This window comes from Natrinema sp. DC36 (assembly GCF_020405225.1).
Classification (GTDB): Archaea; Halobacteriota; Halobacteria; order Halobacteriales; family Natrialbaceae; genus Natrinema.
In genome coordinates, this window is the sequence record NZ_CP084472.1 from 3,733,767 (window position 1) to 3,746,949 (window position 13,183).

Annotated in this window: 12 protein-coding genes; 9 read left to right on the plus strand and 3 right to left on the minus strand. The window is 66.3% G+C overall.

Annotated features, from left to right (window positions below; genetic code table 11):
- Positions 1 to 283: 283 nt before the first annotated feature.
- A complete protein-coding gene (locus tag LDH74_RS19005) occupies positions 284 to 1,048 on the minus strand; it encodes an IclR family transcriptional regulator (RefSeq protein ID WP_226040236.1) in 765 nt (254 codons plus the stop codon).
- A gap of 216 nt (positions 1,049 to 1,264) precedes the next feature.
- On the opposite strand from LDH74_RS19005, the gene LDH74_RS19010 reads away from it, so the two are divergent.
- The 7 genes from LDH74_RS19010 to LDH74_RS19040 all read left to right on the plus strand — a co-directional run bounded on the left by LDH74_RS19010 (position 1,265) and on the right by LDH74_RS19040 (position 9,033).
- On the plus strand, positions 1,265 to 2,704 hold the full coding sequence (locus LDH74_RS19010) for an FAD-dependent oxidoreductase (protein WP_226040237.1): 1,440 nt from the start codon (positions 1,265 to 1,267) through the stop codon (positions 2,702 to 2,704).
- A 189-nt stretch (positions 2,705 to 2,893) separates the two neighbouring features.
- Positions 2,894 to 3,565 carry an isochorismatase family protein gene (locus LDH74_RS19015; protein WP_226040238.1) on the plus strand — a complete coding sequence of 224 codons (672 nt, stop codon included), beginning with the start codon at positions 2,894 to 2,896 and terminating at the stop codon, positions 3,563 to 3,565.
- On the plus strand, positions 3,562 to 4,956 hold the full coding sequence (locus tag LDH74_RS19020) for an amidohydrolase family protein (protein WP_226040239.1): 1,395 nt from the start codon (positions 3,562 to 3,564) through the stop codon (positions 4,954 to 4,956). The genes LDH74_RS19015 and LDH74_RS19020 overlap by 4 nt, the downstream gene beginning before the upstream one ends.
- A gap of 64 nt (positions 4,957 to 5,020) precedes the next feature.
- Entirely contained in the window at positions 5,021 to 6,229 is a 1,209-nt protein-coding gene (locus LDH74_RS19025; RefSeq protein ID WP_226040240.1) for a CoA transferase, read from the plus strand.
- Entirely contained in the window at positions 6,226 to 7,173 is a 948-nt protein-coding gene (locus LDH74_RS19030) for a hydroxymethylglutaryl-CoA lyase (RefSeq protein WP_226040241.1), read from the plus strand. Before LDH74_RS19025 ends, LDH74_RS19030 begins: the two co-directional genes overlap by 4 nt.
- 40 nt (positions 7,174 to 7,213) lie before the next feature.
- Positions 7,214 to 8,533, plus strand: coding sequence for a 3-isopropylmalate dehydratase large subunit (locus tag LDH74_RS19035; RefSeq protein WP_226040242.1), 1,320 nt, complete (start codon positions 7,214 to 7,216; stop codon positions 8,531 to 8,533).
- On the plus strand, positions 8,530 to 9,033 hold the full coding sequence (locus LDH74_RS19040) for a 3-isopropylmalate dehydratase (protein ID WP_226040243.1): 504 nt from the start codon (positions 8,530 to 8,532) through the stop codon (positions 9,031 to 9,033). The genes LDH74_RS19035 and LDH74_RS19040 overlap by 4 nt, the downstream gene beginning before the upstream one ends.
- A gap of 17 nt (positions 9,034 to 9,050) precedes the next feature.
- Here LDH74_RS19040 and LDH74_RS19045 read toward each other — a convergent pair whose 3' ends face one another.
- Complete coding sequence (locus tag LDH74_RS19045; RefSeq protein ID WP_226040244.1) at positions 9,051 to 9,941, minus strand: isocitrate lyase/phosphoenolpyruvate mutase family protein; 891 nt, start codon at positions 9,939 to 9,941, stop codon at positions 9,051 to 9,053.
- Between the two features lie 105 nt (positions 9,942 to 10,046).
- Positions 10,047 to 11,414: an MmgE/PrpD family protein gene (locus LDH74_RS19050; RefSeq protein WP_226040245.1), complete on the minus strand. Its 1,368-nt coding sequence runs from the start codon at positions 11,412 to 11,414 to the stop codon at positions 10,047 to 10,049.
- 297 nt (positions 11,415 to 11,711) lie between these two features.
- Here LDH74_RS19050 and LDH74_RS19055 point away from each other — a divergent pair, with 297 nt between their 5' ends.
- Both LDH74_RS19055 and LDH74_RS19060 read left to right on the plus strand, forming a co-directional pair.
- Positions 11,712 to 12,086 carry a nuclear transport factor 2 family protein gene (locus tag LDH74_RS19055; RefSeq protein WP_226040246.1) on the plus strand — a complete coding sequence of 125 codons (375 nt, stop codon included), beginning with the start codon at positions 11,712 to 11,714 and terminating at the stop codon, positions 12,084 to 12,086.
- Positions 12,083 to 13,063 (plus strand): LLM class flavin-dependent oxidoreductase, encoded by a 981-nt coding sequence (locus LDH74_RS19060; protein WP_226040247.1) that lies wholly within the window; start codon positions 12,083 to 12,085, stop codon positions 13,061 to 13,063. Before LDH74_RS19055 ends, LDH74_RS19060 begins: the two co-directional genes overlap by 4 nt.
- Positions 13,064 to 13,183 lie beyond the last annotated feature (120 nt).

Consider the following 13,183-nt stretch of genomic DNA (forward strand, 5'->3'; position numbering starts at 1 on the left):
ACGGAGGAATGCTATAAAAAAGTTCTGTCACTTTCGGATGCATAATCGCTCGAGGTCGATAATCGATTCATACTCTCTCGACAGATGGCTCGCCTCACGACTGTCCGATTGTACTGGAGGGCCCGTTTCGGCTGGCCACTCCCTCTCGTTGCGCAGAGGAGAACGGAGCCGAGTGCCATTACAAGTGTATGGTTGTAAGAGGAAACGTGCAGACGACGAGTTGCGGGCTGACTGCCGAACTACTTTCGCGAACAGGGGGCACGTTCGACCCTGCCGAACGGTATTAGCTGTAAGTCGTTCGAATCGCGATCACGCGGGCGCTCCGCTGGACCTGTTCAGAGAGATCGCCATCGGACTGTCGGTCTTCGAGCCGCGTCGTCGGGACGGAGACGCTGATCGCACCGAGCACTTCGTCCTGGTCGGTAACGATGGGGGCACCGACCGCTCGCATTCCGATGATCCGTTCCTCTCGGTTCAGGGCGTACCCCTGTTCGCGGATATCCGCGAGCTCTGCTCGGAACGCTTCCGGATCAGTGATCGTATATTCGGTGTTCTCCGTGAGTCCGACGTCCTCGAGATACGCCTCGAGGTCGTCCTCGGGAAGGGAGGCAAGATACGATTTGCCGACCGCGGTGCAGTGGAGGTCGACGGAACTCCCGATGTGTGAATCGGTTTGAACGGCTCGTTCACCGGCGGTCTGATAGATGTAGACGCCCCGGTGACCCTCTGCGACCATGATCTGGCACCGCTCGCCGGTGATGTTGGCGAGCTGGTCGGCTTCCGCCTTCGCCGCCTCGTAGAGGTTGTATCGCGACCGCGCGTTGTGACCGAACTCGAGAAAGCGCAGGCCGACGCGGTACTCGCCGTCGACGGTGACGACGTAGCCGAGCGATTCCAACGTCGACAGGTGGCCGTGTGCGGTACTCTTCGAAACCGACAGCGCGTTGGCGATGTCGGTGACCCCTGCGCCGTCGTTGTGCTGCATGTAATCGAGGATTTCGAACGCCGTTTCGACCGACTGAATCCGCCTCGAGTCGTTTGCCGTCATTAGGTGAGTACTCGTGATCGTCCACCAAAGTTCTTTCTAGAAGAACGCGAGTTCGGCTCGAGCGAACGAACGTCGGCACTTGATACGTGAGTTGTTACCATGCCTGACCGATCCGCCTCGAGATTTTGTAGTGACGAATCGAAGCCGCCCGTCGATCGAACGGTCGCATTCGCCGTGGAGATAGGTTTACGTACGGGTAGGACGGATGCACACGGTATGTCGACTCCCGACTACGGACAGCGGACGATAGAGGACGCGACACCGGAGATCGTCGCGTCAGACGACGTCTCGATCGACGTCGAAACCGACGTTCTCATCGCCGGTGGCGGCGGCACGGGCCTCGTCGCCGCGCTCGCAGCGTCGGAACGGACGAACGGAACGGTAACGGTCCTCGAGAAATCCCGTCGGCTCGGCGGGAACACGTCGCTGTCCACCGGGATGATTCCCGCGGCAGGGACGCGGTTCCAGCGCGAGGCGGGCATCGAGGAGACCGACGACGACATGGCTCGAGACATCCTTGAGAAGAACGACTACGAGGCCGACGAGGAGATGGTGCGACACCTCTGTGCGGAGAGCAAGCACCTGATCCACTGGCTGGTCGACGACTGGGATGTCACGCTCCGACTCGTGGACGATTTCAAGTATCCACAGCACTCGGCCTACCGGATGCACGCGCCGCCCGGACGGAACGGCGAGACCCTGATCGAGGAACTGGCGGCGCGGATCGAGGCCACGGCCGACATCGAACTCCTCACGAACACGCCCGTGCGAAAACTCGTCGCGGACGGCGACGCGGTCGTGGGTGCGGTCGCCGGCGAAACGCACGAGGAGGTGATCGGCGCGGAAGCGGTCATCCTCGCGACCGACGGATTCGCCGGCAACCGACGGATGGTCGAGAACCACTGCGGGGAAATCACGGACGCGCTGTACTTCGGCTCCGACGGGAACACCGGCGACGGCATCCGCTGGGGAGCGGCCCTCGACGCCGAAATCGCCTACATGGACTCGTTTCAGGGGCACGCGACGGTCGTCCAGGGAACGGGCGCGCTCTCGACGTACGCGGTCATCATGAACGGCGGCTTCCTCGTCAACGAGGACGGTGAGCGATTCGGCAACGAGGCGAAAGGCTACTCAGCGCTGGCTATAGACGTCGTCGACCAGCCGAACGGCGTCGGCTACGAAATCTTCGACGAGCGCATCTTCGAGAAGTTGCGCGGAGAGTTCGACGACTTCGACGAGGCGGTCGACCTCGGCTCGTACGTCAGTGCACCCGATATCGAGACGCTCGCCGCGGAACTCGGTTGCGATCCGGCCGCGACCGCCGACGCCCTCGAGTCGTACAACGACGCGGTCCGCGCGGACGAACCCGATGCTGTCGGCCGCGTCGACGGGCGTACCGTCCTCGAGCCCCCGTTTTACGGCGCGACGATCGTCGGCTCGCTGTTCCACACGCAGGGCGGGCTGCGCGTCGACGGACACGGCCGTGTCCTGCAAACCGATGGAGAGGTCGTCGAGAATCTCTACGCGGGCGGCGGCACGGCGGCGGGGATCAGCGGCCACGGAGCAGGCGGCTATCTCAGCGGCAACGGGTTGACCACCGCTCTCGGCCTCGGCCGGCTCGCCGGAGCGCACGCCGGGGAACGACTCGAGGAGTGATTCGATGTCGCACACTGGCGCTACCCCCCACGGATCGCTGTTTCGACACGCGCACGGGCCGCTGCCCCGATACACCCGTTCGTCGCCCCGTATTCGTCGCGGGACCACCCGTCGCCGATCCGTCGGAACGCCTCGGATTCCGGAGGGGAGTGCGCAACTTTATAGTCGTCCGATCACTCGGTTCGAGACATGACGGATCGCATTTGGGAAGACCTGCTTACAGAGCAGGACAAACGTGTCATCGAAAAGGCAGGCTACGATAAGGACGGCGCATCGTCCTGGGAGTCTCGCGGTGCGGGCGAGAATCCGATGGTTCTGGTCATCGACGTTCAGGAGCTGATCGTCGGCGACGACGTCCCGATCCTCGAGGCGGTCGAGGAACACCGGACCGCGATGGGCGAGATCGCGTGGGACGCGGTCGACCGGATCGCCGACTTCCTCGAGTTCGCACGCGAGAGCGACGTTCCCGTCGGGTACACGCGGGTGGTCCCGAGTTCGTACGACGATCCGGACCACGAGGATCTCGCGATCGTCGATCCGGTCGCGCCCGAACCCGGCGAAACGGTCATCGACAAGAGTTACGCGAGCGCGTTTTACGGCACCGATCTGCTCGCCCGACTGAACCGCAACGACGTGGACACGCTGGTCGTCGTCGGCAACTCCACCAGCGGCTGCGTGCGAGCGACGACGGTCGACGCCCAGCAACACGGCTTCGACGTCGTCCTGCCACAGGAGTGCATCTTCGATCGGATCGAGGCCTCCCACAAGATCGGCCTGCTCGATATGTGGATGAAGTACGCGGAAGTGCTCGAGACCGACGAGGTCGAAACGTACCTCGAGGACATGGGTGAGACGGCGTGACGACGCACGATCTCGTGATCGAAAACGGCACCCTCGTCACCGAAGACGGCCTGCTCGAGGCCGACGTCGCCGCCGCTGACGGCGCGATCTCGGCGATCGCTGAGCGCGGTTCGCTCGAGGGCGACGAGACGATCGACGCCGGCGGCAACTACGTGCTGCCGGGAGCGATCGATCCCCACACCCACCACGGAATCTACAACTCGCTGGCCGAGGACGCGAACACCGAGAGTCGTTCGGACCTCGTCGGCGGCGTGACGACGACGGGGAACTTCTTCCGCCGCCCCGGCTCCTACGCGGAGATTATGGACGACTACGTCGAGGCGGCCGAGGCGAACTACCGCCACGACTACTTCTTCTCGCTGGGCCTGCTCTCGTTCGAGCACGTCGAGGAGATCCCGACGATCATCGACGAGTTCGGGATCACGACGTTCAAGTGGTACATGAACTACAAGTACGCCGCCGCGGAGAAGTTCGGCGTCGACTGCGAGATGCTCGACGACTTCGGCGACGCGTTCATCGAGACGCTCGCCGCACAGGACGTGGAGACGACGCTCGGCTACCACTCCGAGAACGTCGAGATCACGAATGCGCTGGCGGGGGGCAACCCCTACATCGAGACCGAGGCGGACGAGAACGCCGACGAGGAGGATTACGAGGTCTTCGTCGAGGAGTTCCCCGACTACGCGGAGACACAGAGCATGGTCGCGGGCGCGAGCCTCGCGAAGCAACACGGCTACGACGACAGCTTCTACGCCGTCCACGTCAGCGCCGGCCGTACGGCGGACGAACTCGCGAACCTGCAAGAGGCGGGTTACGGCGTCACCGGCGAGACCTGCACCCACTACCTGACGCTGACTGCCGAGGAGTGCGACGACCGCATGAAGGTCAATCCGCCCATGCGACACGAGCGCGACAAGGAGACACTCTGGGAGCGCGTCGCCGACGGCACCATCTCCTGTATCGGCACCGACCACTGCGCGAACACGACCGACGAGAAGATCGGCGACACCATCCGCGAGAGCAAACTCGGCTTCCCCTCGAGCGCCACCATGCTCCCGCTGATCCTCTCGGAGGGGGTCAACGAGGGGCGGATCGACCTCGAGCGCGCCGTCGAGATTACGAGCACGAACACCGCGAAGGCGTGGAATCTCTACCCGCAGAAGGGTACGATCCGCGTCGGCAGCGACGCCGACCTCGCCGTCGTCGATCTCGAGGAGACGAAGACGGTGACGCCGGAACTCCTCCAGAGCGTCGCCGACTACTCCATCTACGAGGGTCGAGACGTCACGGGGTGGCCGACCCACACCGTCGTCGGTGGCGAACTCGCCTACGAGGACGGCGAGGTGCTGGCCGAACCGGGATCGGGAACGCACGTCGATCGGCCGGTCTGAGCGCGTCGACCGGTCCGACCGACAGCAGTCGAACGCGAACACGATTACGATACTACGCAATCCAATGGCAGACGAAAATCAGGGTCCGCTCGACGGACTCACGGTAGTAGAGGCTGGATCGATGATCTCCGGGCCGACCGTCGGTCGGTTCCTCGCCGACTTCGGCGCGACGGTGATCAAGGTTGAACACCCCGAACACGGCGATCACATTCGTAATTTCGGGGCCCAGAAGGACGGCATCGGCATGTGGCACAAGTACCTGAGCCGGAACAAACAGTCGGTGACGCTCGACGTCTCCGCCGACCGGGGGCAGGCGGTTTTCACCGACCTCGTCTCGGAGGCCGACGTGCTCATCGAGAACTTCCGACCCGGCACGCTCGAGCGCTGGAACCTCGGCTGGGACGCCCTCTCCGAGGAGAACCCGGGACTCGTCATGTTGCGGATGTCGGGCTACGGCCAGACCGGCCCGTACTCGGAGAAACCGGGATTCGGCACGCTCGCCGAGGCGATGAGCGGTTTCGCCTACGTCAACGGCTTCGAGGACCGGCCGCCCCTGTTGCCGCCGACAGGGTTGGCGGACAACATCGCCGCGCTGTACGCGACGTTCTCGGTGATGTTCGCGCTATACCACCGCGACGTCAACGGCGGCACCGGCCAGTACATCGACGTGAGCCTGATCGAGCCGATCTTCAACCTGATCGGCCCGTTCCCGTTGACCTACGATCAGACCGGCGAGATCGCCAAGCGATCGGGCAACCGGTCGACCTCATCGGCACCGCGGAACGTCTACCGAACCGGCGACGACCGCTGGGTCGCCCTCGCCGCGAGTGCACAACCCCTCGCCATGCGCACGTTCGACGCGATCGGCCGTCCCGACCTGAAGGACGATCCGCGCTTCGCTGACAACGAGCGTCGCCTCGAGAACGTCGAGGAACTCGACGAGATCATCCAAGGGTGGATGGCTGAGCACACGCGCGAGGAGATCCTCGAGACGTTCGAGGACCACGACGCCACGATCGCGCCGGTGTACAACGTCGCGGACATCATGGAAGATGAACACTATCAGGCGCGGGACGCAGTCGTGAGAGTCGACGACGACGACCTCGGCGAGGCCGCCGTCCAGAACGCCATTCCCAAATTCAGCGAGACGCCGGGTCGCGTCGACCACCTCGGATCGGACCTCGGCGAGCACAACGAGGACGTATTCGGCGAGTATCTCGGCTACGACGGCGACGTGCTGGCCGAACTCGAGGCGGAGGGCGTGATCCGATGACTCTCCCCGAGACCGCGACGATCGTCGAGATGCTCCCGCGGGACGGCTTCCAGCGCTATCCGGAGTTCGTCCCCACCGACGAGAAAGTCGAGATCATCGACACGCTCTCGGTGACCGGCGTCGACGAGATCGAGTTCACCTCGTTTACCCATCCGAAAGCGGTCCCCGGACTGCGAGATGCGGACGAGGTCGCCGAGCGAATCGACCGTCGCGACGACGTGACCTACCGGGCGCTCGTGCCGAACGATATCGGGATGGAACGGGCCATCGAGGCGGACGTCGACAAGGTGAACGCGCTGGTCGTCATCAGCGACACCTACCGGGAGAAAAACCAGGGAATGACGCTCGAGGAGAACCTCGAGCAAGTCGAGCGCATCGTCGAGATGGCCGCTGGGACGGACATCGAGGTCGAAGCGGGGCTCGGCACGAGCTTCTTCTGTCCCTACGAGGGACAGATCCCGCTGTCGCGGACGCGCTCCGTCGTCGACCGCGTCCTCGAGGCGGGCGTCGACGAAGTGACACTCGCGACGACGATGGGGATGGCCGACCCGCGCGGGATAACGGAGATGCTTACGTCCCTGTACGACCATCATCCGGATGCGGACCTCGGCGTCCACCTGCACGACACCAACGGGATGAGTCTCGCGAACACGCTCGCGGCCATGCAGTGTGGTGTCTCCCGCTTCGACACCTCAGTGTGTGGCCTCGGCGGCGGAACGATCCTCCCCGGGGAGCTCGGCGACGTCGGCAACACGCCGACGGAGGACCTCGTCAACATGCTCCACGATATGGGGATCGAGACCGGCGTCGACTTCGACCGCCTGCTCGCCGTGGCCCGGGACGTCGCCGAGCGCCTCGAACTCGGAACGCCGAGCCGCGCGCTGATGGGCGGCACCCGTGAACAGGTGCTCGAGACGGCGGGCGAGGGAGCGACGAACGAATAACCGACGGACGATACTGCAATCCAACACAGCCACCACAGCTATGACAGGCAAAACGATAACGGAAAAGATCCTTTCGGAGAAATCGGGCGAGGACGCGACCGCCGGCGACTACGTCGAGGCGACGGTCGACGCGATGGTCACCCACGACGTGACCGGGCCGCTAACCATCGACGTCTTCGAGGACGTGACCGGTGGGGACGGGGCGCTCGCCGCGCCGGACGACGTGGTCTTCACGCTCGACCACCACGCGCCCGCCGACGGCGTCCAGGCCGCGAACAACCACAACATCGTCAGGGAGTTCGCCGCCGAGTACGGCGCGAACCAGTACGAGATCAGCGACGGCATCTGCCACCAGGTGATGATCGAGGAAGGGTTCGTCGAACCAGGCGACCTCGTCATCGGCGCGGATTCGCACTCGACGACCTACGGCGGGCTGGGCGCGCTCGGAACCGGCGTCGGCTCGACCGATCTCGGGACTGCCTTCGCCACGGGCGAGCTGTGGTTCCGCGTCCCCGAGACGATCCGCTTCGAGGTCGAGGGCGACCTTCCCGACGGCGTCTACGCGAAGGACCTCATCCTCCGCTTCATCGGCGACGTCGGCTTCGCCGGCGCGACGTACAAAACGGCCGAGTACGGCGGGAGCGCGATCAGCGACCTGCCGATCCACCAGCGCCTCGTGCTCTCGAACATGGCGATCGAGATGGGCGGCAAAGCCGGCATCGTCGAACCCGACGAGCGAACGGCGACCTACCTCGAGGACCAGGCCGGCCTCGACGTGGGGATCGATCCCGACCTCGCGGCCGACGACGACGCCAGCTACGAGGCCGTCTACACCTACGAGGGGGCGGACCTCGCGCCGCAGGTCTCGAAGCCGTCGAACCCCGAAAACGCGGTCGACGTCGGCGAGACCGTCGGCACGCCGATCGATCAGGTCTTCGTCGGCACCTGTACCAACGGCCGCTACGAGGACATCCGCGTCGTCGCGGACGTCCTCGAGGGCGAGCAGGTCGCCCCCGACACCCGGCTGATCGTCGTCCCAGCCTCCCGGGCGGTTTACCAGAAGTGTCTCGAGACCGGCGTCCTCGAGGCGCTCGTCGACGCGGGTGCGACGTTCCAGAGCGCCGGGTGCGGCCCGTGTTTCGGCACGCACCAGGGTGCGCTCGGCGACGGCGACGTCGCGCTGGCGACGGCCAACCGCAACTTCCCCGGTCGCGAGGGCTCGATGGAGAGCAGCGTCTACCTCGGGAGTCCGGCGACCGCGGCCGCGACGGCGCTGTACGGCGAGATCGCGGATCCGCGAGAGATCGAGACGACGCGGTACGACGATCACGCGGTCTCCGACGTGGGGGTGGTTCGATGAGCGTCGACGACTCCGGGCGCGCCTGGCGCTTCGGCGACGACATCGATACCGACCAGATCATTCCCTCGCGGTTTCTGGTCTCGAGCGACCCCGAGGAACTCGGCGAACACGCCTTCAACGATCTCCGTCCCGAGTTCGCCGACGGCGTCGAGTCAGGCGATTTCGTCGTCGCGGGCGAGAACTTCGGGAGCGGCTCCTCCCGGGAACACGCGCCGCTCTCGCTGGTCGGCGCCGGCGTCGCCGGCGTCGTCGCCCAGTCGTTCGCGCGGATCTTCTTCCGGAACGCGATCAACCTCGGGTTGCCGGTGTTGATCTGTCCGGGCGTCGGCGACATCGACGACGGCACCGAAATCTCGATCGACGTCGACGAGGGGTTCGTCTACGATCACGACGAGGACGTCCGGTACGACGCCGAGCCTCTGCCGCCGTTCCTGCAGGACCTCGTCGACGAGGGCGGGCTCAAACCGTACACGAAGCGAAAACTCGAGTCGGCCGACTGACTGACTGACTCGCGCATCTATTCTCGGTCCGCCGGTCGTCCACCGGCGTACCGCCGCTCTCGTTCGCGCCACGCCTCGAGATCCGTCACGTCGTCGCGGTCTTCCCACGTCGCGAGCCGATCGATGAGGTCGCGTTCGTCGCCCGTCTCGACGAGCCGTGAGTAGACCTCCTCGAGCAGTCGGAGTTTCGCTTTCTGGGCCGTCGTCGCAAAGAGCAACAGATCGTAGCCCATCTCGGCAACCCGCTCCGCGGGGAGCATCGGGCTCTTTCCGCCGTAGGGGAGGTTCACGACCAGGGGGACGTCGGCGAGGCGGTCGCCGATCTCGGCCAGTTGCGCCTCGGTCTCCGGGGCGTCGACGAAGATCCCGTCGGCACCGGCGTCGACGTACGTCCGGGCGCGATCGATCGCTGCGTCGATCCCCTCGACCGCGACCGCATCGGTGCGCGCGACGACGACGAACGAGTCGTCCCCGCGGGCGTCGGTCGCGGCCTCGAGTTTGCCGACCATCTCGTCGGTCGGAACGAGTCGCTTGCCGTCGAAGTGGCCGCACTTCTTCGGCGCGCGCTGGTCTTCGATGTGGAGGCCGGCCGTCCCGGCGCGCTCGAACTCGCGGACCGTTCGGAAGACGTTCAGCGCGTTGCCGTATCCCGTATCCGCGTCGCAGAACACCGGGAGATCGACCGCGCCGGCGATCTCCCGAACGCGGTCGACGGTCTCGGTCATCGTCGTCAGCCCGAGATCGGGGCCGCCGTGGACGGCCGTCGCGAGGGCGTTCCCGCTGACGTAGAGCGCTTCCGCGCCGGCCCGTTCGGCGATCGTCGCCTCGAGCGCGTCCGAGACGCCCGGTGCCAGGAGGACGTCGTCGCGAGTGAACAGATCCCGGAACGTCGCGTCTGAAGCTGTCATAGCCGCCCGTGGGAACCGGCGTGGCTAATCGCTTTTGGGTCCGAAATCGGAGACGGTGGGAACCGACGCGCGGTCGGCATCGCGGCCGAAAATCGATGCGTCCGTTCAGGTCCGAAGCTGCGAGCCGATGTCGCGCGCGTCGTGGTCTCGCGGCGAACGGACGACCGCGAACGCGTCGTCTCCGGCTCCCGGGAGGCCGTACTCGAGCAGCGTCCGGAGCCGGTCATCGAACGCCGCCGGCTCGATGGGATCGCGGTAGTCTCCCGCGGGATACGCGCGCTCGCCCGTTGCGGTACGACCGTCCGTGTACTCGAGGGTGACACGAGCGCCCCAGTTCTCGGGGAAGGCGGCCTCGAATTCGTCGTCTTTCTCAACGACCACTCGGTCGGCGAGGGCGCGCACCGCGTCGTCCGCGAGCCGCTCGGGTTCGAAGTCCTCGAGTCGCAACTCGCCGCCGGTCAGGTACCGTGCGAGGACGTACGGAATCGAGAACTTCGCACCGGTGAGCGTCTCCGGATCGGGGCGTGCCATGTCGGTGGCGTTCGCGTAGGTTTCGACGACGATCCGGTCGATCGCGTCCGAATCGGTCGGTCCGTCGATCTCGCGGAGAGCGTCGATCGGCGCGTGCGTGTATCGACACGACGGATACGGCTTGAAGTAGTTCTCCGTGATCGCCCAGTGGTCGCCGAGGTCCGCGAACAAGTCGGCGAACCCGTCGGGTAGGATCCCCTCGAACGGATCGTAGACGGCCTGCATCACGTCCGGGGAGCCGGGGATCCCCGCTTGCGCGAGTTGGGCCATCGTCACGCCGACGCCCGCGGACGCGCCCGCGGTCAGGTTCCGCGACGGCGGGCCAGCTTCGTAGGGATCGTCCATCGAGACGACGGCACGGTTGGCCGCCAGCCGGAACGCTTCGCGGGCCGCGCCTGGATCGGGCAAGGTACAGAGGACGCCGGCGAGTGCGGGTCCAACGGTCGTCCACGTCGAGTGTGGATCCCTGACGAGCCACGGAACGGACTCGTTGAGCCGCCCTTTCATGACGAAGATCGCTTCCTCGAGTCTGGCACAGATCTCGTAGGCGCGAACGCAGCTCTCGACCAGCGTCTCGCCGTCGGCGTCCGCGCCTTCGGCCATCGCGAGCGCGCCGACGACGATGCCCGCGCCGACGTGGCCGCCGGTGTTGTGGCCTTCCTCGATCTCCTGTGTGATGGCCGCCGTCCCGTTCAGCGTGGCCGCCTGGACCGGCGACGTAGTTCGACTCGAGCCGACGACCGTCGCCGGCCCCTCGGGGAGGTCGACGGCCTCCCACGCCGCCTCGTAGGGCTCGACCGCACTCCCCGCGGCCGTCGCCGCCAGCACGTCGGCGACCGTCATCGCGCCGCGCTCCAAGACCGGGTCGGGGATCGGTCGCTCGAGGAAGTCGAAGATCGACGCTTCCCACGGACTCGCGGGTTCGGGTTGGCTCGCCGTCATACGCCGTCCCTCGTCGCCGGCACGGTGGCGGTCGGACGGTCGTCGGTCGGATGGGGTCCGGTCGATCGGCTCCTGCGGATCGAACCGTGCCTGCGCCGCGCGCTGCTGTGCAGGCGGGTGGTAATTGAAACCATACCGCTCGTTTCGGCGACGCGTACCTAAAGCTGTCTCCTATCGGTTGCGCGCGGTCGAAGATCGATCGCGCGGTCGGCATCGGCGGCGTCGCGGCCCGCTCGACCGGCCGAAACCCGGGCCTCGAGCGGAACGTTAAGTCGTCGCCCCCGAATGAGGACGTGTATGACCGACGCACCACGAGCACTGGTCGAGGAGTTCTTCGAGCGGATGGCCGACGACGAACGCAGGCACGCGGTCGGCGACTGCTTCGCCGACGATGCGGTGATCACGCTGCCGGGCGAGCGGTTCGAGGGGCCGGACGCGGCCGACGCGATGCTCGAGTGGCTCGCTCCGCGCTACGAGCGGGCGGCCAAGGACTTCGGCGAGTGGACCGAAGCGGGTAACGTCGTCGTAAGTCAGGGGACTCTCTTCGGCGTCGACGGTGACGGCGAGCGGTTCGAGGACGTCCGGTACGTCGACGTCTACCGTATCGACGACGGCGAAATCACCCGGTTAGACATCTACAACGACCTCGCGGCCGAGGGGATCGTCGAATGACCGAGCGGACCGGCGTCCTCTTCTCGACGCGGGACGACCTCGAACTCGTACGGACCGCCGAGGAACTGGGCTTCGAGAGCGTCTGGGCCGCCGAGGGACAGGGAAAGACCGCGTTCGGGAAACTCGAGCGATGGGCGACCGCGACGGACGAGATCGGGCTGGCGACGGGCATCGTCAACCCGTTCTCGCGGACGCCCGCCGCGACGGCCCAGGCGATCGCGACTCTCGACGCGCACTCGAACGGGCGCGCGATCCTCGGCCTCGGGGTCGCTCATCCGGGCGTCGTCGAGGATTTCCACGGCGTCGATTTCGACCGCCCGCTCGCGCGGCTAGCGGAGTACGTCGAGTTGGTCCGGCGCTACCTCGCGGGCGAACCCGGCGCGTTCGACGGCGACTTCTTCACGCCCGAACGGACCGCCTTCTGGGACGCCTTCGAGCCCGTCCGGAGCGAGATCCCGATCTACAACGCTGCGCTCGGCCCGGGGAACGTCCGGCTGACCGGCGAACTGGCCGACGGCTGGCTGCCCAACCTGTACCCCGAAGATCGGTTCGCCACCGCCCTCGAGTGGCTCGAGACGGGAGCGGCTCGAGCAGGGCGCTCGGCGGACGACGTCGACGTCGCGATGTACGTCCTGGTGTCGGTCGCCGACGACCCGGTCCGGGCGCGTGCGGCCGCCGCCGAGCACGTCGCGACGTACTTCCGGGACATCCCCGGCTACTACGACCGCGTGGCCGCCGAGGCGGGGTTCGAGGAGATGATCGATGCGATCAGGGCTGCGCCCACGACGACCGAGGCCGCCGCGGCCGTCGACGACGAGTTCCTCGCGCACGTCGCGGTGACCGGCGACGAGGCACGCGTCAGGGACCGCCTCGGGGAGTTGCGGGCCGCCGGCGTCGACCTGCCGATCGTCCGCGCGCCGATCGGTGTCGATCGCGAAGCGGACGAACGACTCCTGCGTGCGACGCGACCGCTGTAAGTCCGCGGCCGTCGATCCGACCGCTAGTCCGCTTCTGCCACGCCGTATCCGTCGGCGGACTGATTCCGGACGGCTGATCGGGAACCGTCCTGCGAACCGTGGGAAACCCTTAAGCGGACA

Coding starts and splice junctions, on each gene's coding strand:
- LDH74_RS19005 (WP_226040236.1), bottom strand. CDS start 1,048: ATGACGGCAAACGACTCGAGGCGGATTCAGTCGGTCGAAACGGCGTTC.
- LDH74_RS19010 (WP_226040237.1), top strand. CDS start 1,265: ATGTCGACTCCCGACTACGGACAGCGGACGATAGAGGACGCGACACCG.
- LDH74_RS19015 (WP_226040238.1), top strand. CDS start 2,894: ATGACGGATCGCATTTGGGAAGACCTGCTTACAGAGCAGGACAAACGT.
- LDH74_RS19025 (WP_226040240.1), top strand. CDS start 5,021: ATGGCAGACGAAAATCAGGGTCCGCTCGACGGACTCACGGTAGTAGAG.
- LDH74_RS19030 (WP_226040241.1), top strand. CDS start 6,226: ATGACTCTCCCCGAGACCGCGACGATCGTCGAGATGCTCCCGCGGGAC.
- LDH74_RS19035 (WP_226040242.1), top strand. CDS start 7,214: ATGACAGGCAAAACGATAACGGAAAAGATCCTTTCGGAGAAATCGGGC.
- LDH74_RS19040 (WP_226040243.1), top strand. CDS start 8,530: ATGAGCGTCGACGACTCCGGGCGCGCCTGGCGCTTCGGCGACGACATC.
- LDH74_RS19045 (WP_226040244.1), bottom strand. CDS start 9,941: ATGACAGCTTCAGACGCGACGTTCCGGGATCTGTTCACTCGCGACGAC.
- LDH74_RS19050 (WP_226040245.1), bottom strand. CDS start 11,414: ATGACGGCGAGCCAACCCGAACCCGCGAGTCCGTGGGAAGCGTCGATC.
- LDH74_RS19055 (WP_226040246.1), top strand. CDS start 11,712: ATGACCGACGCACCACGAGCACTGGTCGAGGAGTTCTTCGAGCGGATG.
- LDH74_RS19060 (WP_226040247.1), top strand. CDS start 12,083: ATGACCGAGCGGACCGGCGTCCTCTTCTCGACGCGGGACGACCTCGAA.